Below are 25,054 nucleotides of genomic sequence, written 5' to 3'. Positions count from 1 at the left end.
TGGTCGGTCGATTCGCTCACGTTGTGCCTTTCGACGGGAGGCGTGGCAACAGCGAGACCATACGACCTAGTAACCAGGTTGTCTAGTTGTCTAGTTAGTTGGTTGGCCAGGAGTGAGCTCCGGAGTCTAAGATCGGGACCGATGCGCCCAGCCAACAAACTGAAGCCGAAGAGCCTGGTGGACCAGGCCGTGGAGCAGCTCCGCGGTGAAATCATCGACGGCTCGCTCGCTCCGGGCACCCCGCTGCCGGAAGGGCAGGTCAGTGAGTGGCTGGGCATCGCGCGGCCGACCGTCCGTGAGGTGCTGCTCCGGCTGGAGAACGAAGGGGTCGTCCAACGGCAAGGCCGCGGCGTGGCACTCGCGGTCACCCGGATCGACCGTGCCCAGCTGGTGGAGATCTACACGGCCCGGTTCCATCTCGAAACGGCCGGGGCCCGCGCGTTCGCCACCGCCGCGCTCGAGGACCGGGAAGCACTCGACCGGAGCATCGAGGCGCTCGAATCCTCGGTGGTCACTTCCGATCCCCTGTCGCAGAGCCACCTGGATTCGGCGTGCCATACGGCCGTCGTCGCACTGACCGGTTCCCGGAAGCTGGTCGCGCTGCACCGGCAACTGATGGTGGAAGCCCGGTTGGCCACCCTGGCGGCCGGCCGTCCCGACGGTGAGATCGTCATCGCCAACCACCGGGAATTCGTCGACCTGCTCCGCGCGGGAGAGTTCGACGCCGCGTGCGATCAGCTCAAACAACGCATGGACATCGCGCGAGAGCGGCTCTTCCGGATACTCCCCGCCTAACGCTCCTGGTTCCACCAGGGATGGTTCTCGCTGTCCGTGAAGGCCTCCTTGAGGGACCCAGAGTCCCTCAAGGAGGCCTTCACGGACCGAAACCGCAGCCGGTAGTCAGTAGGTACTGAGACACCTTTGGAGGCCCGTCACTTTCGGTGCTCCCCGTCCGCTCGCCAGATCCGGCTGCGCAGGTCGGCACCGCGGATCACCTGGATCCGCCACGGCGTCAGGCGCAACACGTGCAACCGCGGGTCGGACGGAGACTGCCAGAAACTGCCGAGGGGGTAGCCGGCGCCGCGCGGGCTGGTCTTGCGATACAGGTCCCACACATGCTCCTTGACGGCGGGCTCGTTGTCCCAGACGGCCACCGCGTCGACCGCCACCGAGTTGTTCCCCGGTGCCCAGTAAGAGAAATTGGTGTGCGGGTTGCCTTCGAGATGAGCCGCCTTAACCGGGGTCCGGAAGGTGGCCAGCCAGCCGAGCGGAAGACCGTCGACCTTCTCCCACACCGGGATGAGCACCCGGGTTCGCGGGCGGTTCTCGGCGTCGACGGTCACCATCGTGGCGTAGTTGATGGCTCCGACGTAGGTGTCGAACTCGGCTTCCAGCTCACCGAAGTCCCGGGTCGTCGTGCTCATGCGGCGCTCCGGAAGGACTCGACGGCGCGAGAAAGACTGGCCGCGCTGTGTCCGGCCTCGATCTGCCGGTCGATCAGGTCCTTGATCGGAAGCAGGGTGTCCGCCGGAACGTCCAGCGCCCGGCTGGCCCGGATGATCGTGTTCAGTCCCGCCTGGTTCATGGCCAGGCTGGACTCGCCACCGGTGTATCCGCCGCGGTCGATTTCCTCGGCGAAGGTGGTCAGCGCCGGGAACGAATCCGCCAGCCAGGACAGCAGCATCGGCGTCAGCTCGGTGGCGCGCACCCCTGCCGCCGACGCCATCGCCGTGGCGTGCAGGAAACCGCCGATCATGCCGTACATCCCGGCCAGGATGGCGACGTCGTAGCCCGACGCGAGACCGGCGTCGGCGCCGAGGAAAGTGCCTTTACCCAACAGATCCAGCGTCGGCTGCCAACGGCGGTGAACGGCCTCGGCACCGCTGTAGCTGATCGACGATCCGGCGGTGCCGATCGTCTGCGGCACCGCGTAGACGGCTCCGTGCAGGTACTGCGCGCCGTGTCCAGCCGCCCAGGTGGCCAGTTCCCGCGCGTCCTCCGGCCCGCCGGAGGTGACGTTGACCAGCGCGCGCCCGGCGACGGCAGCACCCGCGGTCGTCAGGACCTGCCGGGCGACGGTGGCATCGAGCAGCGCGACGATCACGAGGTCGCTCGCCGCGATCGCCTCCGCGGCGGTCGCCGCCGCCGTCGCGCCGTCCGCGACGAGCGCGTCCGCCTTGGTGGCGTCCCGGTTCCATACGGTCGTGGGAATCCCTTGGCGCAAAAAGGTTTCAGCCAGCGCGTGGCCCAGGTTGCCGAGGCCGATCACGGCGACTCGCTCAGGTGTCGTACTCATGTGACCAGCCTGCTGGCCCGCACTCCCCGCTGCCAGTGACACTGATGACCGGAAGCACCAAATTCGTGCCATAGACTGTGGCCATGAGCGCTGGTTCGGTCGCCCTGGTCGTCCCCGAGGAGATCGGGATCGCCTTCTGGGACCTGTACGAGGTGAGCATTCCCGCCACTGTTTTCGGGATGCCCCAGCCCGATCTCGCCGATCCCTGGTACGACCTGCGGCTGTGTGGAACCGGTGACCGCGCCGCGGAAGCGGCCCTCGGGTTCGCGCTGCGCACCCCGTACCGGCTCGACGACATCGTCGGCGCCGGGACGGTCATCGTGTCGTCGGTCCCGGACGAGGTCCTCAGTGACGGCGCGCCGGTCTCACCCGAGCTGATCAGCGCGTTACGGCGCGCCCACGACGCGGGCGCGCGGATGGTCTCGCTGTGTTCCGGCGCCTTCGCGCTCGCCGAGGCAGGGCTGCTCGACGGCCGTCGAGCGACCTCGCACTGGATGCACACCGCACAGCTGGCCGAGCGGTTCCCCGAGGTCGAAGTCGACGACTCCGTGCTCTACGTGGACGACGGCGACGTGCTCACCAGCGCCGGGATGACCGCCGGCCTCGACCTGTGCCTGCATCTTGTCCGGCGCGATCTCGGCGCACATGTGGCCAACCAGCTGGCCCGCCGGATGGTCGTGCCCGCGCACCGGCCGGGCGGGCAGGCCCAGTTCATCGATCTTTCCGTTCCGGCCACCGACGACCAGGGGCTGGCACCGGTGCTCGACTGGGCGAGGGCACATCTCGACCGGCCGCTGACGATCGAAGATCTCGCCCGGCGCGCCATGATGAGCCGCCGGACGTTCTACCGGCGCCTCCAGCAGGCGACCGGCACGACGCCCCTCCAATGGCTGCTGACCCAGCGGCTTTCGCGGGCGCAGAGCCTGCTGGAATCGACCGCCCTGCCGGTGGAGAGGATCGCGGAGCTCAGCGGGCTCGGCACCGCGAACAACCTGCGCCACCACTTCCTCAAGCAGGTCGGTGTTTCGCCCGGCGCCTACCGGAACGCGTTCCCGCGGCAGCCACAGGTGATCGCCGCCGCGGGATGACTCACCTAGGCGAGCTTGTCCAGAGCACGCGGCAAAGCCGTCGCGAGCACGTCGAGCTCGGTCTCGCCGGCGATCAGCGGCGGTGACACCGCGATCCCCTTGGCCAGGTTCCGCACGAGGACGCCTTCGTCCCGCGCCAGCCGCTGCAACCGGTTCGCCGCGCCGGGGTTCGCCTCGACGACTTCGGCCTTCAGCTCGACGGCGCCGAGGAAGCCGAGCCCGGCCCGGACCTCCGCCACCAACGGATGCGAAGCGAGCCCGGCAAGCGCGTCCGCCAGCGGTTTCTCCAGTTCCCGCCCGCGCGGGATGAGCCCGTCGCGCTCATAGATGTCCAGCGTCGCGTTTCCCGCGGCGCAGGCGACCGGATGCCCGGCGTAGGTCGCGCCGTGCCGCAGCACCGGCGCACCGGGCGAGCCGGTGAAGAACGGTTCGGCCACCCTCGGCGCGACGATCAGCGCGCCCAGCGGGATCGTCCCGCCGGTGATGCCCTTAGCGGTCGTGATCATGTCCGGTTTCACGGCCCACCGGTCGATCCCGAACCAGGTACCCAATCGCCCGAATGCGGCGATCACGCAGTCCGCGACGAACAGCACGTCGTGCTTGCGGCAGATCTCGGCGACCGTCTCGATGTACCCGTCCGGGGGAAGCAGGACGCCGCCCGCGCCGATCACCGGTTCGCAGAAGAACGCCGCGACCCGCTCCGACCCGACCCGCAGGATCTCCGCTTCGAGCGCTTCGGCACTGTCGTACGGTACGTGCGAGATGTCGCCCGGCAGCGGCCCGAAGCCCGCCGCGTTGGCCGCGATACCACCGACGGCCGTGCCGAAACCGTGCGTGCCGTGGTAACCCTGCACCCGGCCGATGACGTGCACCTTCTCCGGGCGCCCGGTGTGCGCGAAATACGAACGGGCGATCTTGACCGCGGTGTCGATGACGTCGCCGCCGCCCGAACCGAAGAACACCTTCGAGCCCGGTTCGGGCGCCAGCGCGGAGACCCGCTCGGCGAGCTTCAGCGCGGGCTCGTTGGCGTTGTAGCCGAACAGGTTGTACGAATCGAGGGTCCGCAGCTGGTCCGCGACGGCCCGCGCGATCTCCTCGCGCCCGTGCCCGAAGTTCGCGTACCAGAGCGACGCCGTCGCGTCGAAGTACCGCTTGCCCTCGTCGTCCCAGACGTAGGAACCCTCGCCGCGGGTGATGACGAGCCGGTCGCCGTCGACCGCTCCCATGTCCGCGAAGGGGTGCCACAGCGGATTGCGCGCGGACGCCGACGAAACCATGATCTTCCTCCTCGTGCTCGTGCCCCCATCCTCACCCGGATCCGGCCGGAACGCGAACACTCCATCGTGCACAGTTCGCGCTTCGGACTTGTCCGACCTGTCCGACCTGTCACCCCAGGATCGGCCGCGGGAACCTACCCGCGGCCCCACCGGAAGGTTGCGAAAGCCACTTTCGCAACCTTCAGTGTTGCGAAAGTGGCTTTCGCAACGCCTGGAAAGCGCCCTCACGCCTCCCGTCTGTCGTAAGCGGCCAGAAGCTGCTTCTCCGCATCCCGCAAGTACTTCTCCAGCGCCGTCTCAGCCGGTCCGAAGCGCCCCCGCTCCAGATCCCGCAGGATCCGCTCGTGCCGCTCCAGGAACGGCTCGAAGAACGCACGCGTGTTCTCCGCCAGTACGAAGAAGAGCCGCGTCTCCGCCAGCACCTGACGCATCGTCGTGCTGACCCGCTCGCTGCCCGCCAGGTCGCCCACGGCCTGGTGGAAAGCGATACTCGCGGTTCCGACGGCTTGCCAGTCACCTTCGTCGGCCGCGGCCCGGCCGTCTCGCACCGCGGCCGCGATCGCCGACAAGTCCACAGTGGACAGCTCGGCCGCGCGCCGCAGCGCACCGCATTCGGTGACCCGCCGCATCACGTAGAGATCCGAGATGTCCTGCACGGACAGCTCCCGCACGAACACGCCGCGGTTGAGTTCGTGCACCGCGAGCCGTTCGTGCGCCAGGAGCTGGAAGGACTCGCGCAGGGTGTTGCGCGAGACGCCCAGCGCGGCGCTGATCGACGGTTCCGAAAGCCTCGACCCGGGCGGGAAGACACCTTCGGTGATGCGCCGGCGCAGGATCTCGGCGACCCGTTCCGCTGTCCCGCTCCGTTCGAGCAACGGTCTGTCGCGGGCCAGCGTCTCCTCGGCGGCAGAGGTGGACATGGCGCTACCTGACACCGAGTTCGAAGTCGAGACTGTACCGGTTGCCTGGCATGGCACCGGCGGCCTTGGCGCCGTCGATCGGCAGCGCGACCCCGTTGACGAACCGGGATTCGTCGCTGGCCAGGAAGACCACCGCTTTCGCGACCTCCCACGCCTCGCCGACCCGCGCCGCCGGGGTGCTCGCGGTCAACTGGTGTTGCTCGGCTTCGAAGTCCTCCGGCGAGGTGAGTGTGCCGCGCAGCATGTCCGTGTCGATCGCGCCAGGGTTGACCGTGTTCGCGCGGATGCCCTGGTGCGCGTGCGCGACGGCGATCGACTTGGTCAGGCCGACCAGCGCGTGTTTGGTGGCGTTGTACACCGGGTCGCCGGGGCGGCCCATCACCCCGCCGTTGGACGACGTCGTGACGATGCTGCCCGCCTTGTTCGCGATCATGTGCGGCAGTACCGCCCGCGTGCCGAGGAAGGCCGCGCGCACGTTCAGCGCGAAGAGGTCGTCGAACTCCGCCAGCGTCGTGTCCACCAGCGGTTTCCCGAGGTGGACGCCGACGTTGTTGAACAACACGTCGATCCGCCCGGTTTCGGCGACCACGCCGCGCGCGAATTCGTCGACCTGTCCTTCGTCGGTGGCGTCCACCAGGGACTGACGGGCGCCTTCGACGGCTTCCGCGGGTTCACGAATGTCACTGGAGAACACGGTCGCGCCCTCGGCGACGAACTCCTTCACGGTGGCGAGGCCGATACCCCTCGCGCCCCCGAAGACCACCGCGACCTTGCCGGCCAGCCGACCCATGCTCATCTCTTCCCTCTTGACGAAACCGCTGTGTAGTCCTCCGGAAGGCGCACCAGCGCACCGGGTTCTCCGTGATAGGTGACCTCGACGCCGTACAGTTCGCGCGCCGCTTCCACCGAGATGTATCCGTCGACGACGTCGGCGAGCACGGCCTCCGGGTCCCGTTCGAACGGGTCGCCGTGACCCCCGCCGCCCGGGAGGATCACGTTCACCACGTCGTCGGGCCGCAGGTTCACCCGGCTCTTCGACGGCAAGGGACCGCGGGCCAGCTCGAACCGGCCCACCGCGCCGTCGTGTCCCGAGTCCACCCCGGCCGCCGGCCGCAGCACCCGGTCGACGTTTCCGTTGACACTCCACGAGATCTCGCCGCGGGCGGCCATGGTGGTGCGCTGACCGAGGCCGCCACGCCACCGTCCGGCGCCGCCGGAATCCGTGCGCAGCGCGCGTTCACGCTGGATCAGCGGTGCCATCGTCTCGATGACCTCTGTCGGCGTCGACCGCAGTCCGCTCGGGAATCCCGTGGTGTTCAGTCCGTCCTTTGTGGACCGTGCACCGATACCGCCGGTCTGGAAGACGTTCAGCATGAACGCGCGGCCCTCGGCGTCGGCCCCGCGCCAGATCGTCATCCACAACGCGTCCGCGCTGTGCGCCATGGCGTTACCGGGCAGGGCCGTGATCAGCAGCGAAGGCAGGAAGTGCCCGATCAGGTGCCGGGACGCGACCGGCGCGGGCGGCGTGCAGTTGAGCACCGAGCCCTCCGGCGCGGTGACGTGCACCGGCCGGAACGAACCCGCGTTGTGCGGCACCTCCGGCGAGATCGCCGCTTTGACCGCGAACGACGCGTATGCCCTGGTGTAGTTCAGGACGACGTTGATCCCGCGGCGGCTCTGCGGCGACGATCCCGCGAAGTCGAGGTGGATGTCCTGACCGTCGATGGTCACGGCGACCTTGAGGACGACTTCTTCGTCGTCGAAACCGTCTGTCGCCAATTCGCTGGTATACGTGCCGTCCGGCAGTTTCGCCAGCGCGTCCCGCAGCGCCCGCTCGGAGCGGTTCATGATCTCCGCGGCGACGTCGTCGAGCGAGTCCAGGCCGAATTCCTCCAGCAGCCGCACCAGGCCGGCCGCACCGACCTCGTTGCCGGTGACCTGGGCGTACAGATCGCCGATGGTCTCCTCGGGAGTGCGGACGTTGGCGCGGATCAGCAGTTCGAGATCCGCGTTGACCTCGCCCGCGCGGAGGAACTTCATGATCGGCAGGCGCAGTCCCTCTTCGAAGACCTCGTGGGCCTCGGCGGAGACCAGCCGCCCGCCGATGTCCGGGGCGTGGCAACAGGAAGCGAACCAGGCGACCAGCCGTCCCCGCAGGAACACCGGCGTCGCGACGGTGATGTCGTTGATCTGCCCGGCCGTCTGCCACGGGTCGTTGGTGAGCAGGACGTCGCCGGGTTCCAGCGTCTCCGGCGGGTACGCGGCGACGAAATGACGCATCCCGGTCGCCATCGCGTTGATATGGCCGGGCGTTCCGCCGACGGACTGCCCGATCATCTCGCCGCGGGAGTCGAAGACCGCGCAGGCGAGGTCGAGTGATTCCCGCACCACGGACGAGAACGCCGTGTCGACGAGCGCGTTCTGCTGTTCGGCCAGGATGGAGTGCAGCCGCTTGCCCAGCACCCCCACCAGGATCGGGTCCACGCTCATACCGTCACCACCAGACTGGCGTCTTCACCGACAACACAGCGCGCACCCGGCGGAACGACCACAGTGGACTCTCGTTCCTCCACAATGGCCGGTCCTTCGACGCGATCACCCGGCTTGAGGCGGTACCTGTCGAACACCGCCGTGTCGACAAATCCACCTTCGCCGGGGAAGTACGCGGGACGGCTCCCCTTGCGCGCGTCGCCCTCGGCCGCGGCGCCCGCGAGTTTCAGCGTGACCTCGGGCGCGCGGCCACTGGAGACGACGCGCCAGTTCAGCACCTCGATCGCGACGTCCGGGCCGGTCCGCCGGTACAGCGTCCGATAGGTCTCGGTGAACGCGTCGATCAGCGATGCCGGCCAGTCCCCGCCCTCGACCGGCACGCGGATCTCATAGCCCTGCCCGGCGTACCGCATCTCGGCGATCCGGCGGTGCGTCACGTCCGAACCGTCCACTCCGGACTTCTCCAGCAGCTCCGCGCCCTCGGTCTCCATCTCTCCGAACAGCGCGCCGACCTGTTCCCAGGAAAGGTCGAGCACCGCGGAGCGCACCGAACGCACGAAGTCGAAAGCCAGTGGCGCGGTGAGGAATCCCGCCGCGCTGAGCACTCCGGCGGCGGGCGGCGCGACCACCTCGGGCGCGCCGAGCGCCCGCGCCACCCCGACGCCGTGCACGGGACCGGCGCCACCGAACGTGAACATCGGCAGCTTCGCCGGATCCTTGCCGCGCTCGACGGCGTGGACGCGGGCCGCGTTCGCCATGTCCTCGTTGACGCTGGTGTGGATGCCCCAGGCGGCCTCTTCGACGCTGATGCCGAGCGGCCCGGCGATCTTCGAGCGGATCGCCTCGCGCGCGCCGTCGAGATCCAAAGCCATTCCGCCGCCGAGGAAATACTCCGGATCCAAATAGCCGAGCACGAGGTCGGCGTCCGTCACCGTCGGCTCGGTGCCACCTCGCCCGTAGCAGACCGGGCCGGGCTCGGACCCCGCCGAATCCGGGCCGACGGTGAGCAGGCCGAGCGCGTCGATCCGCGCGATCGAACCGCCGCCGACGCCGATCTCGATCATGTCCGTGACCGGTACCTTGACCGGCAGCCCGGATCCCGGCAGCAGCCGGTACTTCCGGTCCACTTCGAACTCGTGCGTCACCAGCGGCGCGCCGCCGGAGATCAGGCACAGTTTCGCCGTCGTGCCGCCCATGTCGAAGGCCAGCAGATCCTCGATCCCCGCCGCGGACCCGATCGCGGACGCGGCCAGCGCCCCGCCCGCCGGCCCGGATTCGAGAATGCGGATCGGGTAGCGGGCGGCGGTGTCGACGGTCGCGATACCCCCGTTGGACAGCATGATGTGCGGCGATGGCCGAACCCCGGCCTCGTGCAGGCGTCTTTCCAGGTCACGCAGATAACGTTCGGTGAGGTCCTGGACATAGACGCATCCGACCGTGGTCGACATCCGTTCGAACTCGCGGATTTCGGGGACGACCTCGCTGGAGAGCGCGATCCGCAACCGGGGCGCGACCTTCCGCAGCACCTCGGCCGCCCGCCTTTCGTGCACGGGATTCGTGAAGGCGTGCAGGAAACAGATCGCGACCGCGTCGATGCCCCGGGTGTCGAGCTCCCGGCCGAGCCGCGCGACGTAGTCTTCGTCCAGTCCTGTGTGGACGGTACCGTCGGCGAGGATCCGCTCCGGGACGTCGAACCGCAGGTGCCGTGGCACCAGCGGCGTCGGCAATTCGATGAGCAGGTCGTAGAGTTCGTACCGGTGCTCACGCCGCATCTCCAGCACGTCGCGGAAACCGGCCGTCGCCAGCAGGGCGGTGCGCGCTCCCTTGCGTTCGATCAGCGCGTTCGTGACCAGTGTCGTGCCGTGCACGAAATGCTCGACGTCACCCACGTCCAGCCCGGCGTCGTCGAGTGTCCTCTTGAGACCTTCTTCGACCGCACGGGCGGGCTCGTCGTGCGTCGTCAGCACCTTGCCGACGGCCACGATCCCGGTCTCGTCGAGCACGCAGAGATCGGTGAACGTGCCACCGATGTCCACGCCGACGCGGAGCCCGGTCACGGGGATTCCTTGCGATACCAGCGCGGCGAGGTGTTGAGCGGCGGAGCCATCTTCGCACGCACGACCAGCACGTTGGGTTCGTCGGACTCGACGAATTCGCCGAGCAATCGCCGGAACGCGCGCCCGAATCCGGAGACGCGGTCCGCGTGCACCCCGAACGACCTCGCCAGGCCGACGAAATCGGGACTGTCCCAGTCGACCCCGCGACGCGGCAGGCCCGCGCGATCCTGGTCGTAGCGGAGCATTCCGTAGCCTCCGTCGTCGACGAGGATCACCGTGACCGGCAGCTGTTCCTGCGCCAGCGTGTGGAGATCGCCGCAGCCGAACAGGAAACCGCCGTCACCGCTGACGCAGATCGCGCGGCCGGCGCCCGCGGCGCCCGCGCCGAGCGCGGCGGGGAAGCCGTAACCGAGCGTGCCCCAGCCCATCGGGTACGCGAGCTTGCGCGGCGCGCGGACGCGATGGAACCCGCCGATCCAGTACCCGGCCACGCACATGTCCGCGACCACGACCGCGTCCTGCGGCAACACCTCGTCCAAAGTGGACAGCAGGTCCGCGGCCTGCGGTTCCTCCTCCTTGATCCGCCGCCGGACCCGGGCGGAGACCTTGGCGAGCCTGCCGACGAGAGCCGCGATACCCGGCCGTTCCTCGACTTTCAGCGCCTCGACGAGCACCCTGGCGTCACCGACCAGCGTGATGTCCGGCCGGTAGTTCTTGGCCGCGTCGTCCGGGTCGACGTTGATCGCGATGAGCTTCTTCGGCTGCGGCATCAGCCAGTTCTGCGTCATCAGCCCGTCGAAGTCGGTGCCGATCGCGAGCACGACGTCGGCCTCGTCCCACAACGCGCCGACCTCGGGCGCGTGTACCGGATTCGGGGCGAGACAGGGATGATCGACCGACAGGAGCCCGCGAGCGCCGAACGTGGTGAGCACCGGCGCGGCCAGTCGTTCGGCGAGTTTCCCGATCGCCTCACCCGCCTCGGCTCGCAGCGCGCCGCCGCCCGCCCAGATCAGCGGCCGGTCCGCGGTGGCCAGGAGCGCCTCGGCCTCGGTGAGGTCCGGGATCTCGGACGGCCGGGCGTGTGACCGCGGCGGGCGGCGCGCGGGCGTCCGCTCCGACAGGAAGTCGGCGGGGATGCCGAGGTACACCGGCCCGCTCTGCGGCTGGAGCGCGAGCCTGGCCGCGCGGTGGAGGGTGGCGGCGACCTGGTCGGCGCTCGTGACGGTGAAGCCGGCCTTGGTGACCGGCGCGAACATCGCCTGCTGGTCCGACGTCTCGTGCAGGACGCCGCGGACCACACCCGGCCGCCGCAGCGTGGAGGGGATGTCGGTCGCGATGATCAGCACCGGCGCGGCCGACGCCATGGCCTCGCCGACGGCGGCGAGCGTGTTCGCCGCGCCGGGCCCCGTGGTCACCAGCGCGACGCCGAGCTTCCCTGTGGCGCGGGCGTAGCCGTCGGCGGCGTACCCCGCCGTCTGCTCGTGCCGGACCCCGACGAGCCGGATGTCGGTATCGGCCAGCGCCTCCCATAACGGCAGGTTGTGCACCCCGGGGAGACCGAAGACGACTTCGGTCCCCAGAGCGGTCAGCGCGTCGGCGAGATGCTGGGCTCCGGTGGGTGCAGGCACTCCGCCGATAGTGCCAGATCGTTCAACGATCCAGCAACCACCGCGGTCGGCCTCGTGAGTGGTAAGGACGGTTATCGAGGGGTAAGTCAAATATGGCGTGGCGGTCTCTTGTCACGGTTACGGCTGGCCGTGAAGGCCTCCTTCCCTACCCTGATGGTAAGGAAGGGGCCCTTCACCACTCGCCGGTGTGATCCCTGGTGACACTGCGACAGTTGTGACGTCCTGCCCGGCCCTGAAAGTCCGTGAAGGCCTCCTTGAGGGACTCTAGGTCCCTCAAGGAGGCCTTCACGGACCTACCACCCGACACGACACGTTTGCCTTACCACTCACGAGCTCAGTACAACCCGGCCGAGTAGGCGGCGGGAGCGTAATACGCCTCGAGGTCGGCCAGGGAATCCTCTGGCCGCTCGAAGGTCTGGGAGATCGCCGCCCGCGACGGCAGCGCGTCGGGCGCCCAGCTCTCCGGCGACCACAGCTTCGACCGCATGAACGCCTTCTGGCAGTGGTGGAAGATCTCGTCGATGTCGACGACCAGCGCCAGCTTCGGCCTGCTGCCCTTCACGACCATGTCGTCGAAGAACGGTGCCTCCCGCACGAGCCGCGCGCGGCCGTTGATCCGCAGCGTGTCACCGCGGCCCGGGATGAGGTAGATCAGCCCGACGTGCGGATTCGACAGCACGTTGTGGAACCCGTCGGCGCGCCGGTTGCCGGGACGCTCCGGGATGGCGATCCGCGTGTCGTCCAGCACCAGCGTGAACCCGGCCGGGTCGCCCTTCGGCGAGACGTCGCAAGTGCCGTCGGCCGCCGACGTCGCGATCAGCACGAACGGTGACTCCGCGAGCCACTGCCGGTCCATCTCGTGCAGCTTCGGGCGCGCCTTGTTCGCCGTCCGTTCCAGCGGTGGCGGCAGGATCTCGCGCAGCTCGGCCTCGGTGGTGACCTCGACGAACTCAGACAATGTTGTGCTCCCTCGTCACGGCCCGGTCGCCGGCGAACCGGCGGACGTCGAGCCCGCTGATGTCGATGGCCGGGACCCGCCCCAGGTAGAGGTCCCGCACGAGTTCCCCCACCGCCGGACCCATCTGGAACCCGTGTCCCGAAAAGCCGGTCGCGTAGAAGAACCGCGACACCTGGACGCTTTCCCCCACGATCTGGTTGCGGTCGGGAGTGACCTCGTACAGCCCGGCCCAGCCGCCGCGGATCCCCGCGTCGAGTACCGCGGGCACCCGGCGCGCGGCGATCTCGGCGAGTTTCGGCAGCCACTCGCCCGGCTGATAGCGGGTGTCGAAGCCGGGGTCGCCGGCACCGTCGCAGAAGGACATCGCGAGGCCGAGGCCCTCGCGGTGGAAGTAGAAGGCGGACGGCATCTCGATGGTCAGCGGCACGGATCCGGGCAGATCCGCGACCGGTCCGGTGAACACGACCTGCCGCCGGAACGGCCGCACCGGGAGGTCGACACCGGCGAGTTCGCCGATCCGGCCCGACCACGCGCCCGCCGCGCAGACGACCGCGTCCGTCCGCACGAAACCGTCGCCGGTCCGGACGCCGGTGATCTGGTCGCCGTCGCGTTCGATCCCGACGACTTCGACGCCGGTCCTGAGCACCGCGCCGTGCCCGCGGGCCGCCCGCGCGTAGCCCTGGACGGCGGCGTCCGGAGTCGCCTTCGCGTCGTCCGGCGACCACAGCGCGGCGACGACGCCCTCGGTGTCGATCAGCGGGGAGAGCCGCCGCGCTTCGGCGGGCTCGACGAGACGGCTGCGGACGCCGTAGGAGTTCTGCAGTTCGGCGCAGCGTTCGAATTCGGGCAGGTCCGCGGGGTCGGTGATCAGGTACAGATAGCCGTCGCGGCGGAAGTCGATCTCGGTCCCGTACGTCTCGGCGAAGGAGGCGTACTCGGCGAGCCCGCGCAGCCCGATCTCGATGTTGACCCGGGTGGTGAACGACGACCGGATCCCGCCCGCCGCCTTCGCCGTCGAGCCCGCGCCCAGGATGTCGCGTTCGAGCAGCAGGACCGACACGCCGGCGGCGGCGAGCCGGTACGCGCAGGCGACCCCGATGATGCCGCCGCCGATCACGACGACGTCGGCGCGTTCAGGAAGTGGCTCCATACGGGTCCCCGATCCGTTCGTCCTCGGGCGGCGTGCCGTCGCCGAACGGGCGACCGCCCAGCTGCTCCCGGTGATGCGGTTTCGTCCAGCCGGACAGATCCGGTCCCAAGGGGACGATCCGCGTCGGGTTCAGCTGCTCGTGCACCGCGTGGTAATGCCGCTTGATGTGGTCGAAGTCGACGGTGTCACCGAAGCCCGGCGTTTGGAAGAGGTCACGGGCATAGGCCCACAGCACCGGCATTTCGGTCAGTTTGTTCCGGTTGCACTTGAAGTGCCCGTGGTAGACGGCGTCGAAGCGGACGAGCGTGGTGAACAACCGGATGTCCGCTTCGGTGATCGTGTCACCGACGAGGTAGCGCTGCTTTTCGAGCCGGTCGGAAAGCGCGTCCAGCATGGCGAAAAGCCGGGTGTAGGCATCCTCGTACGCGGCCTGCTTGGTCGCGAAACCGGCTTGGTACACAGCGGCGTTGACATCGGCGTAGACCCCCGCGTTGACGTCGTCGATCTCGCCGCGAAGTCGCTCTGGGTAAAGGTCGGGCGCGCCGGGCCGGTGAAGGCTGGTCCATTCGGTGGACAGATCGAGGGTGATCTGCGGATAGTCGTTACTCACCAGCCGTTTGCTCGGAATGTCCACAATGGCCGGAACGCTGATCCCGCCCATGTAGTGCGGATCGGCCGCGTGATAGGCCTCGGCCAGGTATTTGATGCCGAGCACGGGATCCCGGTCATCGGGATCGAGGGTGAACCGCCAGCTCTTCTCGTCCTGGATCGGATCGGCGACGGCCACGCTCAGCGCGGACTCGAGGCCGAGCAGCCGCCGGACGACCAGGCCACGGCCGGCCCAGGGACAGGCCCGGCTGACCACCAGCCGGTATCTCCCCGCCTCCACCGGCCAGCCGTCGCGGCCGTCGGCGGTGACACGCGCGTCGAAATGGTTGGCGGACCGACGGAACTCACCAGTCTGCGGATCGGTCGGGATCGTCATGTGAGCCACCCTAAAGCGTGAGAAGGTGGTTTCGGTGTGCGTAGACTCTGGCACCCGGCGTGTTCGCACGCCGCCGCGCGGAAGGTGGTCCGACGATGCCGTTCATGCCCGTGACCGACTCGATGTTCCTTCTCGTGGAGACGCGCGAACATCCGATGCACGTCGGCGGACTGCAACTGTTCAAGAAACCCGAGGGCGCCGGCCCCGACTATCTGCGTGACGTCCGCAAGAGCCTGCTCGATTCCGACAACATGCGCTCGGTGTTCCGGCGCCGCCCAGCCCGGCCGGTCAACACCGCGGGCCACGTCGCGTGGGCGACCGACAACGATCTCGAACTCGACTACCACTTCCGGCATTCGGCACTGCCGCAGCCCGGCCGGATCCGCGAACTGCTGGAGCTGACCGGACGCTGGCACAGCACCCTGCTCGACCGGCATCGTCCCCTGTGGGAGATCCATCTGGTCGAGGGCCTCCAGGACGGCCGGTTCGCGATCTACAGCAAGATCCACCACGCGCTGATGGACGGCGTCTCGGCACTGCGCCACCTGCAGGGCACGCTGTCCGACGACCCGTTCGACCTCGACTGCCCGCCGCCGTGGGGGCGCCGCGCCAAACCGGACGGGGGCCGCAACGGCAAGGTGTCGCCCTCGGTGTTCAACACCTTCGGCAAGACGGTCAACCAGCTCGCCGGCATCGCGCCCGCCGCGATGAAGGTGGCGCGTGAGGCGTTCCAGGAGCACACGCTCACCCTGCCGTCACAGGCGCCGAAGACGATGTTCAACGTCCCGATCGGCGGAGCCCGCCGGTTCGCCGCGCAGTCGTGGTCGCTGGACCGGGTGCGCAAGGTGGCGACCGCCACCGGCGTGTCGCGCAACGACGTCGTCCTCGCGATGTGCTCGGGCGCGCTGCGGGACTACCTGATGGAACAGAACGCGCTCCCCGACGCGCCGCTGACCGCGATGGTCCCGGTTTCCTTGCGGCGCAAGGACAGCGGGGACGCGGCGGGGAACAACATCGGCGCGCTGCTGTGCAACCTCGCCACCCATCTGACCGATCCGGCCGCCCGGCTGGCGACGATCAACGCGTCCATGCGGAACGGGAAGAAGCTCTTCTCGGAGCTGACCCCGCTGCAGACGCTGCTGCTGTCGGGCATCAACGTCGCCCAGCTCGGCGTGTCCCCGATCCCGGGCTTCGTGAACAACACGAAACCGCCGTTCAATCTGGTGATCTCCAACGTTCCGGGGCCGCGCAAGCAGATGTACTGGAACGGCGCGGCGCTCGACGGCATCTATCCGGCGTCGGTGCTGCTGGACGGGCAGGCGCTGAACATCACGCTGACCAGCAACGGGGACGACCTGGACTTCGGCATCACCGGCTGCCGCCGGAGCGTGCCGCATCTGCAGCGCATCCTGACCCACCTCGACACCGCGCTCGCCGAACTCGAACACGCGGTGTCCATCGGGCGCAGCTGACGAAAACGTTCCGCGGGGCACCTGGCCACAAGAACCTCACGTTCTCGTACATGGCGCCCCGCGAAACGTTTTCGTGGGCCTCCGGCTCGAAAGAGGCTGAGCCGGTGAAGTCTCCGCCGGGCGAGACCCTTGACCGTTAGCTGCCGTCGGAGACGTAGAGGGCACCCGGGGTGATCGTGTACAGCTGGCCGTCCGGGCCGGCGACCGCGTCACGGGTGCGGCCGAGGTTGGTCCAGAGCTTGCCGCCGTTGCCATTCAGGTCGAGCTTGTACGTGCCACCCTTGAGGGACGCCATGTACAGCGAGCCCTTGTAGGCCGCGAGCCCGCTCGGCGTCGCCGAAGACGTCGGCCACGACTTGACCGGGTTGGTCATCCCGGCCGTGTTGCACGGGCCTTCGCAGGTCGGCCAGCCGTAGTTCTTGCCCGGCTCGATCTTGTTCAGCTCGTCGAGCCGGTTCGCGCCGATGTCGGAGCCGTACAGCTGGCCGTTCGCCCAGGTCAGGCCCTGGACGTTGCGGTGGCCGTAGGAGTAGACGCGGCTGTTGAACGGGTTGCCGGGCGCGGCCGCGCCGTCGGTGGTGACCCGCAGGACCTTGCCGCCGAGAGAGTTCTTGTTCTGCGCGTTGGCACCGTTCTGGCCGTCGCCGGTGCCCGCGTAGAGGTAGCCGTCCGGGCCGAACCGGATCCGCCCGCCGTGGTGGTACTGCGAACCGCGCGGGATCCCGGTGACGATCGGTGTCGGCGTCTGACCCAGCTTCAGCTTGGCGATCCGGTTGTCGGAACTGGTCGTGTAGTAAATGAAGACCGTCTGGTCTGTGGCGTAATTCGGCGAGACGGCGATGCCGAGCAGACCGGCCTCCGCGGTGACGCTCACCCCGGGGACGGTCTGGACCGTGGTGACCTTGCCCGCCTTGTCGATCTTGCTGATCGTCCTGGCGTCCTTCTGCGTGAAGACGCCGGTGCCGTCGGGCAGGAAGTCGATCGACCAGGCCTGGTTGAGGCCGCTCGCGAGCTGTCTGATCGCCTGGATCGACGGCGCTTCGGCGGCCGCCGGGACGGCCGCGATCGAAACGGCCGTCGCCGCGGCGAACGTGGCGGCGAGAATACGACGTAAGGACATGGGACGCCTCCTTCAGCTACACCCCTGGAGCTCGGATGGCGGCGGTAGGCGGGTGGTCGGGGTACACCCGTCGAGTTGGATAGAAACACACCGTGGGACGAAACGGACACCACTGGACGGGCTATCGGCGGCACCGGTCGTTAACCGTTCTGTGCGCCGAGCGTGACGACCGGCCCGGCTCGATCGGCCATAGGTAGGAAACTTTACAAAAAGCCGCCGGAAGTCGGTTCTTGCGTCTGGTCAGAATCGGCGACGCGCTTCTAGGGTGACGGTGGCTCGGCCCTGTTCGATCCCATGTGGACGTTAGGAGCAGAAATGATCGAGGTATGGTCTACCCCCGACTTCGTCGAATACGAAACCCCCATGGAGGTCACCGCTTACGCGGCCCGCATGGAGGACTGAATCCGCTTTCGGTGGTGGGGGGCGTCCCCCACCACCGCCGCCGTCCCGATCAGCGAGCCCCCGGAGGCAGCACGGTGTCCCTCATGTCGTCGTCGGAGTTCATCGCGGCGTTGCGCGGGCTTTCGCACCGCTACTGGGGCACCCACCCGTTCCACGTGCGGATGCACGACGGCGGCCTGTCCGCGCACGAGCTGAAGATCTGGGCCGCGAACCGCTGGTACTACCAGTGCGTTCTCCCGCAGAAGGACGCGGCGATCATCAGCAACTGCCCGTTGCCGGAGATCCGCCGGGAATGGCTCGACCGCATCGTCTACCACGACGGGACGCAGGCCGGTGACGGCGGAATCGAGCGATGGCTCCGTTTGTGTACAGCGGTAGGGCTCGACCGTGAAGAGGTTCTCGATCAGCGGCACGTCGCCCCCGGCGTACGGTTCGCCGTCGACGCCTACGTGAATTTCGCTCGCACGAGCCCCTGGCTCGAAGCGGTCGCTTCGGGGCTGACCGAAATGTTCGCCGGCCATCTCATGCAGCGGCGGGTCGCCGACATGCTGGCGAACTATTCGTGGATCGCGCCGGAGGACCTCGCGTATTTCACCAATCGCATCGACAAGGTCTCCGGCGAGGGCAAGGACACGCTCGACATCGTCGTGCGGCACGCCGTCACCCGCGAGCAGCAGGACAAGGCGATCGCCGCGCTGTCGTTCAAGACCGACGTGCTCTGGTCGATGCTCGACGCCATCGAGCGCGCGGCGGCCGAGGAGAAGTGATGACCACCCTCGAACCGGATTCGGTGCCGCGGCTGCGACGCGGGGTCCGGCTGAGCTACGACCAGACCAGGGAAACGCACGTCCTCCTGTTCCCCGAAGGCGTGCTCGTCCCGAATCCGACCGCCGCGGCCGTGCTCTCCCTCTGCGACGGCGTCGTGGACGTGGCGGGAATCGCTTCGGCGTTGCGCGAACGCTACACCGGTGTGCGCGAGGAAGAGATCCTGGACGTCCTGTCCCGGCTGGGAGAACGGCGGATCGTCGAATGGACCTGAAAGCCGCGCAACCGCCACTGGGCATGCTGGCCGAACTGACCCACCGCTGCCCGCTGCATTGCCCGTATTGCTCGAATCCGGTCGAGCTGATCACCCGCGACGGCGAACTGTCCACAGAGGAATGGCTTTCCGTGCTCACCCAGGCGCGGGAACTCGGGGTGCTCCAGGTGCACATGTCCGGCGGCGAGCCGCTCGCCAGGCCGGATCTGCCCATTCTGGTCGAACACGCCACGAAACTGGGGTGCTACGTCAACCTGGTGACGTCCGGGCTCGGGCTGACGGAGTCCAGATTGGACGATCTCGTCGAAGGCGGCATCGCGCATATCCAGCTGTCCGTCCAGGGCGCGACCGCCGAACGCGCGGACCGGCTCGCCGGAGCACGGGCACACGACCGGAAGCTGGTCGTCGCCGAACTGATCAAGAAGGCCGGACTGCCGCTTTCGGTGAACGTCGTCCTGCACCGGCAGAACCACGATCAACTGGCCGGGATCATCGACCTGGCCGAGGAAATGGGCGCGGACCGGCTCGAACTGGCCAACACGCAGTACTACGGCTGGGCCCTGCGCAACCGTGACGCCCTGATGCCGACCCGGCGCCAACTCGACGAGGCCGAGCCGATCGTGCGCGCGGCCACCGAACGCCTGCGTGATCGCATGGAGATCATCTACGTCGTCGCCGACTACTACGAGAAGTACCCGAAGCCGTGCATGTACGGCTGGGGCGCACGGCAATTGACCGTGGCGCCGGACGGGAACGTGCTGCCGTGCCCCGCCTCGACGGCGATCGAGACACTGGAATTCGACAACGTGCGGGACAAGCCGCTGGCGTGGATCTGGTACGAATCCGGTTCCTTCAACGCCTATCGCGGCGAGGACTGGATGCCCGACACGTGCGGCACGTGTGATCGGCGCGCGATCGATTTCGGCGGCTGCCGGTGCCAGGCGTTCCAGCTCACCGGTGACGCGTCGGCGACGGACCCGGTGTGCTCGCGTTCGCCGCATCGGGAGGTCGTCGACCTCATTCTCGCCACGCAGGCGAAAACGGACGAACTCGTGATGCGGACGCCACGATGAGGGTGATCCTGCTCGGCACCGCGGCGGGCGGCGGTTTCCCGCAGTGGAACTGCGCCTGCGCGCTGTGCGTTTCGGACGCGCCGCCGCGGACGCAGGACTGTGTCGCGGTGAGCGCGGACGGCGAGGGCTGGTACCTGCTCAACGTGTCACCGGACATCCGCGCGCAGATCCTCGCCACGCAGGCGCTGCGCGCCGGTCCCGGGCCGCGGGAGATCCCGCTGCGCGGGGTGTTGCTGACCGACGCCGAACTCGACCATTCGCTCGGTCTGCTCCTCCTGCGGGAAGCGGGCGGCCTGCCGGTGTGGGCGCCGGACGCCGTGCTGGGCGCCTTGTCCGAGCACTTCCCCGCGCGGTCGATCATCGACGGGTACGGCGGCTGGGAGTGGTTGCCGTCCTCGGATGTCTCCATCGACGGTCTCCGGGTGAGCGTGCTTCCGGTGAGCGACAAGCGACCGAAGTACGCGCGTTCGTCCACTGAGGACGGTCATTGGGTGGTGGCGTACCGGATCGAAGACGTCGAGACCGGCGGCGTCTTCGTGTACGCGCCTTGCTTGAAGAGCTGGCCGGACGGGTTCGACGACTTCACTCGCGACGCCGGTCTGGTGCTCTTGGACGGGACCTTCTACGCACCGGACGAGATGTCGGGCGCCACCGCGGCCGATGCCGGCGCTCAACCGGCGATGGGTCATCTGCCGATCACCGGCAGTCTCGCGAAGCTCCGGCCCGGCCCGCGGTGGGCGTACACACACCTGAACAACACGAACCCGGTGATCGATCCCGCGTCGCCCGAACACGCCGCCGTACTGGACGGCGGCGCGTCGCTTCCCTTGGACGGTACCGAATACAGGCTTTAGGCGACGCCTTCGGGGCTCGCGCCCGACACGGGAACGGCGTCGGCGGTGAGCCGGTCGATCTCCGCGAGTTCGTCCACGGTCAGGTCGATGCCGGCGGCGGCGAGACTGGCCTCGATGTTGGCCGCCTTGCGCGCGCTCACGATCGCGACGTGCACACCCGGCTGGGCGAGGGTCCACGCGATCGCGAGCTGACTGACGGAGATTCCCTTGTCCGCCGCGAATTCCTTGAGCCGGTCGACGACGGCGAGATTGCGCCGGAAGGTCTCGCCGGTGAACGCCGACGATCGTGAACGCCAGTCGGTCTTCTCGAACGTCGTCTCCGGCGTGAAGGCTCCGGTCAGCAGCCCACTGCCGAGCGGGCTGTACACGAGCACGCCGATGTCGTTCTCGCGCGCGTACGGGAGAGGGTCGGTCTCGATGTCGCGGCGGAACAGGTGATACGGCGGCTGCAGGGTTTCCACGGGCCGGTTCTTGTCGAAGGCGGCGAGCCCCGCGGCGTCGTAGTTCGAGACACCGACGTGCCGGATCTTGCCGGAATCGACGAACTCCTGCAGGATCCCGGCCGTCTCCTCCGCCGGAGCATCGGGATCGGGCCAGTGGATCTGGTAGAGGTCGATGTGGTCGACGTCGAGGAAACGGAGGCTGTCCTCGATACCCTGTGCCAGCCACTCGCGCCGCGAATCGCGCGGCCGTTCGGAACGCGGCTTGATGCCGCCCTTCGTGGCGATGACGAGGTTGTCGCGGTCGCGTTTGAGTTCCTCGCGCAGTGCCTTCCCCAGCATCGCTTCGGACTTGCCGAAACCGTAGGCCTGTGCGGTGTCGAAGAAGTTCACCCCTAGTTCGCGGGCGTGGTGGATCGCCGCGATCGCCGCGTCCTCATCGAACGAACCCCAGTCGCCGCCGAGTTGCCAAGTGCCGAAAGCGATCCTCGACACCTCGAGACCGCTCCTGCCCAATGTCGTCGTACGCATGTCTCCAGCAGAGCACAGACATCGGATCACCGCACCGGATCTCCCGGCCAATGAAACCCCCAAATAACTGTTTGACGGTTTGCGTCCCGGCAGTCGATACTCGTCTCATGTCCGAGTCCCCCGGCCTCGACGAGCTGCGCGTCCTCGCCCACCCCGTCCGGCTGCGCATTCTGTCCCTTTTGACCGGTGCCGCGATGAGCGCGGCCGAAGCCGCGCGCGAACTCGGTGAGACACAAGCGAATGTCAGCTATCACCTGCGGCGGTTGCACGAGGCCGGCCTGCTGGACGTCGCCGAGGAGGTCCGGATCCGGGGCGGTCTGGCGAAACGCTACCGGCACGATCCTGAGTCCGGGGCGCGGTTCACGTCGGCGAATCCGCGGGAGGAACAGCTTCTCATCGCGACGATCGCCGAAGAACTCAAGCGCCGAAGCGAATTCCGCGTTCCCGGCAAACCGGGGTCGACGAGCGACGCGGAGATGTGGGTCGACCGCGAGACCTGGGAGAAGGCGCTCGAACACGCTCGCGAACTGAGCGAACTCCTGCACTCGGCCGCGAAGCCGCCCCGCACCAAGGGCACGATCCCGGTCAGCGCGACGGTCTCGCTGTTCGAAATGAGGCGACGGTGACGTCCCTGCGCGAACCCCTGCGCCATCACAACTTCCGCTGGCTGATCGGCGGCCGCACGTTCGGGGAGTTCGGCAACGCCGTCGCCCCGCTCGCGCTCGCGTTCGCGGTGATCGACCTGACCGGTTCGGCCGTCGACATCGGCATCGTCGTCGGCGCGCGATCCGTGGCGAGCGTGGTCCTGCTGCTGTTCGGCGGGGTGCTGGCGGACCGGCTACCGCGGTCGGTGATCCTGCAGGGCACCGAAGTCGCCGCCACCGTGACCCAGGCGGTCATCGCGGCGAGCGTCCTTTGTGGATTCGCGTCGATCCCGTTGCTGGTCGGCCTGAGCGTGGTCAACGGCGCGGTGGCCGCGATCTCCGCCCCCGCGTCGGCGTCGCTCACCCCGCTGACGGTGCCCACCACTCTTCTCGCCCAGGCCAACGCGCTGGCCAGGTTGTTGTCGAACTCCGGCCGGATCACCGGCGCCGGGCTCGGCGGCATCCTGGTCACCGCGGTCGGCCCCGGCTGGGCGCTCGGCGGGAACGCGCTGCTGTTCCTGGGCTCCGCCCTGTCCTACCGACGCATCCGCCTCAGCCGGCGGGAACGGATCCCCGGCAGCCGCCCGCTGGCGGAACTCGTCGAAGGCTGGCACGAGTTCCGGTCGCGGACGTGGGTGTGGGTCGTGGTCGTGCAGTTCATGGTGGTGAACGCCGTCATCGCCGGTGGGATCGCGGTGCTCGGCCCCGTCGTCGCCGACAGCACTTTCGGCCGCTCCGGCTGGGGATTCGCCCTCGCCGCGCAGACCATCGGCTCACTCGTCGGCGGGATCCTCGTGGCCCGATGGCAACCGCGGCGCGCGCTGTTCGTCGGCGTCGCGGTGATCCTTTTCGAAGCGCCACCACTGATCCTGCTCGGCGAGGCCCCCTTGCTGCCGCTGCTGCTGATGGCCATGTTCGTCTCCGGGCTGGCGATCGAGCAGTTCGTGGTCGCGTGGGACGTCTCGCTGCAGGAGAACGTGCCCGAGGACAAACTCGCGCGCGTCTACTCCTACGACATGCTCGGTTCCTTCATCGCCCTGCCCCTCGGCCAGATGGCGGCCGGGCCCGCCGCGCAGCACTTCGGGGTCAGCACGACCTTGCTCGCGTGCGCCGCGCTGGTCGTGGTCGCCACCGGTCTCGCGCTGTGCAGCGGCCAGGTGCGCGGGCTGGTCCGTAAGTCCTACGCCGCGCAGCCCTGATCCACGGCCCAGAAAAGTGATAGCAAAGGTCCCTTGCTCCCTTTCCGCAGGTCACGGCCAGGGGCGGATCTCCTCGAGCAGCTTCGCGACCGCGAGCACCAGGTCGTCGGAGTGCCGCGGGCCGACGATCTGCAAGCCGACCGGGAGACCGCTGGAGGTGCGGCCCGCCGGCACACTGATGGCGGGCTGCTGGGTCATGTTGAACGGGTAGGTGAACGGCGTCCAGTCCGGCCAGCCACTCAACCCGCTGCCCGGCGGCACCTCGTGCCCGGCCTCGAAGGCGGGAATCGGCAGGGTCGGCGTGATCAGCACGTCGTAGCGCGTGTGGAACTCGCCCATCAGGATGCCCAGCGCGGCCCGCTCGGCGTTGGCGCCGAGGTAGTCGCTCGCCGAGAAGGTCTTGCCGAGTTCCCACACCTTCCGCAGCCCGGGATCGACCTTCGTCTCCGAACCGGCGGGGAAGGTGTCCAGCCACTTGGCCGCCCCCGTCGACCACAGGATGTCGAAGGCCGCTTTCGGGTCGGCGAAGCCGGGATCGGTCTCTTCGATGTGCAGGCCCGCGTCACCCAGCGACCGGACCGCCGATTTGACGATCTCCGCGACCTCCGGGTCGACGTCGACGTAGCCGAGCGTCGGCGAATAGGCGGCGATCAGCCCGCGCACGTCCCGGCGGACGGCCTCGCGATAGGTCGAAACCGGCGGGGCGAGCGCGGCCGGGTCCCGATGGTCCGGCAGGGCGAGGACGTCGAGGAGCAGCGCGGTGTCGTCGACCGAACGCGCCATCGGACCGGCGTGCGAGAGCGGGCCGAACGGGCTCGCCGGGAACAGCGGGATCCGGCCGTGCGTCGGTTTGAGGCCGACGATTCCACAGAACGAGGCCGGTATCCGGATCGAGCCGCCGCCATCGGTGCCGACGGAGAGTTCTCCCATCCCCGCCGCCACGGCCGCGGCGCTTCCCCCGCTGGACCCTCCCGCCGTCGTCGAGGGGTCGATCGGGTTACGGGTGATCCCGGTCAGCGTGCTGTCGGTGACACCCTTCCACGCCAGTTCCGGTGTCGTGGTCTTTCCCAGCAGCACCAAGCCGTTCTCGCGCAGTCGCGCGGTGACCGGGCTGTCGACGTCCCACGGCTGGTCGGGGTCGATGCACCGCGAACCACGCAGCGTCGGCCAGCCCTGGGTCAGGAACATGTCCTTGATCGAGGCCGGTACACCGTCGAGCCAGCCGATCGGATTGCCGTCGCGCCAGCGGATCTCGGACGCTTTCGCCTGTTCGAGCGCGCCGTCGGCGTCGACCAGGCAAAAGGCGTTCGTCTCGCCGTCGCGTTCTTCGATGACACGCAAGGCGCTCTGAGTGGCCTCGACCGGCGACAGCTCCCCGGTGGCGTACGCGGCGACGAGCTCGCTCGCGGTCAACTTGGTGTCGTTCATCCG

The 25,054-nt window shown here is 68.7% G+C and carries 24 protein-coding genes; 10 read left to right on the top strand and 14 right to left on the bottom strand.

The features are described from left to right. Positions 1-141: 141 nt before the first annotated feature. A complete protein-coding gene (locus tag ACLJQ7_RS31550) occupies positions 142-795 on the top strand; it encodes a GntR family transcriptional regulator (protein ID WP_410651800.1) in 654 nt (217 codons plus the stop codon). 137 nt (positions 796-932) lie between these two features. On the opposite strand, the gene ACLJQ7_RS31545 is transcribed toward ACLJQ7_RS31550, so the two are convergent. Both ACLJQ7_RS31545 and ACLJQ7_RS31540 read right to left on the bottom strand, forming a co-directional pair. After that, entirely contained in the window at positions 933-1,424 is a 492-nt protein-coding gene (locus ACLJQ7_RS31545) for a pyridoxamine 5'-phosphate oxidase family protein (RefSeq protein ID WP_410651799.1), read from the bottom strand. Continuing rightward, entirely contained in the window at positions 1,421-2,296 is an 876-nt protein-coding gene (locus ACLJQ7_RS31540; protein ID WP_410651798.1) for an NAD(P)-dependent oxidoreductase, read from the bottom strand. The genes ACLJQ7_RS31545 and ACLJQ7_RS31540 overlap by 4 nt, the downstream gene beginning before the upstream one ends. 83 nt (positions 2,297-2,379) lie before the next feature. Between ACLJQ7_RS31540 and ACLJQ7_RS31535 the strand changes: the two genes are divergently transcribed. Then, positions 2,380-3,384, top strand: coding sequence for a GlxA family transcriptional regulator (locus ACLJQ7_RS31535; protein ID WP_410651797.1), 1,005 nt, complete (start codon positions 2,380-2,382; stop codon positions 3,382-3,384). A gap of 5 nt (positions 3,385-3,389) precedes the next feature. Here ACLJQ7_RS31535 and ACLJQ7_RS31530 read toward each other — a convergent pair whose 3' ends face one another. The 9 genes from ACLJQ7_RS31530 to ACLJQ7_RS31490 form a co-directional block, all read right to left on the bottom strand. Then, positions 3,390-4,661 (bottom strand): aspartate aminotransferase family protein, encoded by a 1,272-nt coding sequence (locus tag ACLJQ7_RS31530; RefSeq protein WP_410651796.1) that lies wholly within the window; start codon positions 4,659-4,661, stop codon positions 3,390-3,392. 224 nt (positions 4,662-4,885) lie between these two features. After that, positions 4,886-5,581, bottom strand: coding sequence for a GntR family transcriptional regulator (locus ACLJQ7_RS31525; RefSeq protein WP_410651795.1), 696 nt, complete (start codon positions 5,579-5,581; stop codon positions 4,886-4,888). Positions 5,582-5,585: 4 nt separating this feature from the next. Then, positions 5,586-6,371, bottom strand: a complete 786-nt coding sequence (locus ACLJQ7_RS31520; protein ID WP_410651794.1) for an SDR family NAD(P)-dependent oxidoreductase — start codon at positions 6,369-6,371, stop codon at positions 5,586-5,588. A gap of 2 nt (positions 6,372-6,373) precedes the next feature. Continuing rightward, the gene (locus ACLJQ7_RS31515; protein WP_410651793.1) at positions 6,374-8,071 is read right to left on the bottom strand and encodes a hydantoinase B/oxoprolinase family protein; all 1,698 of its coding nucleotides are present in this window, start codon (positions 8,069-8,071) and stop codon (positions 6,374-6,376) included. Next, a complete protein-coding gene (locus tag ACLJQ7_RS31510; RefSeq protein WP_410651792.1) occupies positions 8,068-10,128 on the bottom strand; it encodes a hydantoinase/oxoprolinase family protein in 2,061 nt (686 codons plus the stop codon). Before ACLJQ7_RS31510 ends, ACLJQ7_RS31515 begins: the two co-directional genes overlap by 4 nt. Further along, entirely contained in the window at positions 10,125-11,756 is a 1,632-nt protein-coding gene (locus ACLJQ7_RS31505; protein WP_410651791.1) for a thiamine pyrophosphate-binding protein, read from the bottom strand. Before ACLJQ7_RS31505 ends, ACLJQ7_RS31510 begins: the two co-directional genes overlap by 4 nt. A 334-nt stretch (positions 11,757-12,090) precedes the next feature. Further along, entirely contained in the window at positions 12,091-12,714 is a 624-nt protein-coding gene (locus tag ACLJQ7_RS31500) for an MSMEG_1061 family FMN-dependent PPOX-type flavoprotein (protein WP_410651790.1), read from the bottom strand. After that, positions 12,707-13,864 (bottom strand): NAD(P)/FAD-dependent oxidoreductase, encoded by a 1,158-nt coding sequence (locus ACLJQ7_RS31495; protein WP_410651789.1) that lies wholly within the window; start codon positions 13,862-13,864, stop codon positions 12,707-12,709. The genes ACLJQ7_RS31500 and ACLJQ7_RS31495 overlap by 8 nt, the downstream gene beginning before the upstream one ends. Continuing rightward, positions 13,848-14,849, bottom strand: a complete 1,002-nt coding sequence (locus ACLJQ7_RS31490; protein WP_410651788.1) for a glutathione S-transferase family protein — start codon at positions 14,847-14,849, stop codon at positions 13,848-13,850. The genes ACLJQ7_RS31495 and ACLJQ7_RS31490 overlap by 17 nt, the downstream gene beginning before the upstream one ends. A gap of 95 nt (positions 14,850-14,944) precedes the next feature. On the opposite strand from ACLJQ7_RS31490, the gene ACLJQ7_RS31485 reads away from it, so the two are divergent. Further along, entirely contained in the window at positions 14,945-16,321 is a 1,377-nt protein-coding gene (locus tag ACLJQ7_RS31485; protein ID WP_410651787.1) for a WS/DGAT/MGAT family O-acyltransferase, read from the top strand. A gap of 136 nt (positions 16,322-16,457) precedes the next feature. Here the strand turns inward: ACLJQ7_RS31485 and ACLJQ7_RS31480 are convergent, their stop codons facing one another. Then, positions 16,458-17,441 (bottom strand): PQQ-dependent sugar dehydrogenase, encoded by a 984-nt coding sequence (locus ACLJQ7_RS31480; RefSeq protein ID WP_410651786.1) that lies wholly within the window; start codon positions 17,439-17,441, stop codon positions 16,458-16,460. Positions 17,442-17,735: 294 nt separating this feature from the next. Between ACLJQ7_RS31480 and pqqA the strand changes: the two genes are divergently transcribed. The 5 genes from pqqA to pqqB all read left to right on the top strand — a co-directional run bounded on the left by pqqA (position 17,736) and on the right by pqqB (position 20,809). Further along, positions 17,736-17,843, top strand: coding sequence for a pyrroloquinoline quinone precursor peptide PqqA (gene pqqA / locus ACLJQ7_RS31475; protein ID WP_410651785.1), 108 nt, complete (start codon positions 17,736-17,738; stop codon positions 17,841-17,843). Between the two features lie 83 nt (positions 17,844-17,926). Then, positions 17,927-18,610 (top strand): pyrroloquinoline-quinone synthase PqqC, encoded by a 684-nt coding sequence (gene pqqC / locus ACLJQ7_RS31470; protein WP_410651784.1) that lies wholly within the window; start codon positions 17,927-17,929, stop codon positions 18,608-18,610. Further along, entirely contained in the window at positions 18,610-18,882 is a 273-nt protein-coding gene (pqqD, locus tag ACLJQ7_RS31465; RefSeq protein WP_410651783.1) for a pyrroloquinoline quinone biosynthesis peptide chaperone PqqD, read from the top strand. Before pqqC ends, pqqD begins: the two co-directional genes overlap by 1 nt. Next, entirely contained in the window at positions 18,873-19,955 is a 1,083-nt protein-coding gene (gene pqqE, locus ACLJQ7_RS31460; RefSeq protein ID WP_410651782.1) for a pyrroloquinoline quinone biosynthesis protein PqqE, read from the top strand. Before pqqD ends, pqqE begins: the two co-directional genes overlap by 10 nt. After that, the gene (gene pqqB, locus ACLJQ7_RS31455) at positions 19,952-20,809 is read left to right on the top strand and encodes a pyrroloquinoline quinone biosynthesis protein PqqB (protein ID WP_410651781.1); all 858 of its coding nucleotides are present in this window, start codon (positions 19,952-19,954) and stop codon (positions 20,807-20,809) included. The genes pqqE and pqqB overlap by 4 nt, the downstream gene beginning before the upstream one ends. Here the strand turns inward: pqqB and ACLJQ7_RS31450 are convergent. Beyond that, a complete protein-coding gene (locus ACLJQ7_RS31450) occupies positions 20,806-21,780 on the bottom strand; it encodes an aldo/keto reductase (RefSeq protein ID WP_410651780.1) in 975 nt (324 codons plus the stop codon). The genes pqqB and ACLJQ7_RS31450 overlap by 4 nt on opposite strands. A gap of 107 nt (positions 21,781-21,887) precedes the next feature. Between ACLJQ7_RS31450 and ACLJQ7_RS31445 the strand changes: the two genes are divergently transcribed. Both ACLJQ7_RS31445 and ACLJQ7_RS31440 read left to right on the top strand, forming a co-directional pair. Beyond that, positions 21,888-22,406, top strand: coding sequence for an ArsR/SmtB family transcription factor (locus ACLJQ7_RS31445; protein WP_410651779.1), 519 nt, complete (start codon positions 21,888-21,890; stop codon positions 22,404-22,406). Next, entirely contained in the window at positions 22,403-23,623 is a 1,221-nt protein-coding gene (locus ACLJQ7_RS31440; RefSeq protein WP_410651778.1) for an MFS transporter, read from the top strand. Before ACLJQ7_RS31445 ends, ACLJQ7_RS31440 begins: the two co-directional genes overlap by 4 nt. A 51-nt stretch (positions 23,624-23,674) precedes the next feature. Here the strand turns inward: ACLJQ7_RS31440 and ACLJQ7_RS31435 are convergent, their stop codons facing one another. Continuing rightward, positions 23,675-25,051, bottom strand: a complete 1,377-nt coding sequence (locus ACLJQ7_RS31435; RefSeq protein WP_410651777.1) for an amidase — start codon at positions 25,049-25,051, stop codon at positions 23,675-23,677. Positions 25,052-25,054: the final 3 nt, after the last annotated feature.

The sequence above is a fragment of the Amycolatopsis sp. cmx-4-54 genome (assembly GCF_046548895.1).
Classification (GTDB): domain Bacteria; phylum Actinomycetota; class Actinomycetes; order Mycobacteriales; family Pseudonocardiaceae; genus Amycolatopsis.
This window is presented reverse-complemented; position numbering and strand designations above follow the sequence as displayed.

Excerpts from the sequence above, each read along its gene's own strand:
- ACLJQ7_RS31550 (WP_410651800.1), top strand. The coding sequence starts at position 142 with ATGCGCCCAGCCAACAAACTGAAGCCGAAGAGCCTGGTGGACCAGGCC.
- ACLJQ7_RS31545 (WP_410651799.1), bottom strand. The coding sequence starts at position 1,424 with ATGAGCACGACGACCCGGGACTTCGGTGAGCTGGAAGCCGAGTTCGAC.
- ACLJQ7_RS31540 (WP_410651798.1), bottom strand. The coding sequence starts at position 2,296 with ATGAGTACGACACCTGAGCGAGTCGCCGTGATCGGCCTCGGCAACCTG.
- ACLJQ7_RS31535 (WP_410651797.1), top strand. The coding sequence starts at position 2,380 with ATGAGCGCTGGTTCGGTCGCCCTGGTCGTCCCCGAGGAGATCGGGATC.
- ACLJQ7_RS31530 (WP_410651796.1), bottom strand. The coding sequence starts at position 4,661 with ATGGTTTCGTCGGCGTCCGCGCGCAATCCGCTGTGGCACCCCTTCGCG.
- ACLJQ7_RS31525 (WP_410651795.1), bottom strand. The coding sequence starts at position 5,581 with ATGTCCACCTCTGCCGCCGAGGAGACGCTGGCCCGCGACAGACCGTTG.
- ACLJQ7_RS31520 (WP_410651794.1), bottom strand. The coding sequence starts at position 6,371 with ATGGGTCGGCTGGCCGGCAAGGTCGCGGTGGTCTTCGGGGGCGCGAGG.
- ACLJQ7_RS31515 (WP_410651793.1), bottom strand. The coding sequence starts at position 8,071 with ATGAGCGTGGACCCGATCCTGGTGGGGGTGCTGGGCAAGCGGCTGCAC.
- ACLJQ7_RS31495 (WP_410651789.1), bottom strand. The coding sequence starts at position 13,864 with ATGGAGCCACTTCCTGAACGCGCCGACGTCGTCGTGATCGGCGGCGGC.
- ACLJQ7_RS31490 (WP_410651788.1), bottom strand. The coding sequence starts at position 14,849 with ATGACGATCCCGACCGATCCGCAGACTGGTGAGTTCCGTCGGTCCGCC.
- ACLJQ7_RS31485 (WP_410651787.1), top strand. The coding sequence starts at position 14,945 with ATGCCGTTCATGCCCGTGACCGACTCGATGTTCCTTCTCGTGGAGACG.
- ACLJQ7_RS31480 (WP_410651786.1), bottom strand. The coding sequence starts at position 17,441 with ATGTCCTTACGTCGTATTCTCGCCGCCACGTTCGCCGCGGCGACGGCC.
- pqqA (WP_410651785.1), top strand. The coding sequence starts at position 17,736 with ATGTGGACGTTAGGAGCAGAAATGATCGAGGTATGGTCTACCCCCGAC.
- pqqC (WP_410651784.1), top strand. The coding sequence starts at position 17,927 with ATGTCGTCGTCGGAGTTCATCGCGGCGTTGCGCGGGCTTTCGCACCGC.
- pqqD (WP_410651783.1), top strand. The coding sequence starts at position 18,610 with ATGACCACCCTCGAACCGGATTCGGTGCCGCGGCTGCGACGCGGGGTC.
- pqqE (WP_410651782.1), top strand. The coding sequence starts at position 18,873 with ATGGACCTGAAAGCCGCGCAACCGCCACTGGGCATGCTGGCCGAACTG.
- pqqB (WP_410651781.1), top strand. The coding sequence starts at position 19,952 with ATGAGGGTGATCCTGCTCGGCACCGCGGCGGGCGGCGGTTTCCCGCAG.
- ACLJQ7_RS31450 (WP_410651780.1), bottom strand. The coding sequence starts at position 21,780 with ATGCGTACGACGACATTGGGCAGGAGCGGTCTCGAGGTGTCGAGGATC.
- ACLJQ7_RS31445 (WP_410651779.1), top strand. The coding sequence starts at position 21,888 with ATGTCCGAGTCCCCCGGCCTCGACGAGCTGCGCGTCCTCGCCCACCCC.
- ACLJQ7_RS31435 (WP_410651777.1), bottom strand. The coding sequence starts at position 25,051 with ATGAACGACACCAAGTTGACCGCGAGCGAGCTCGTCGCCGCGTACGCC.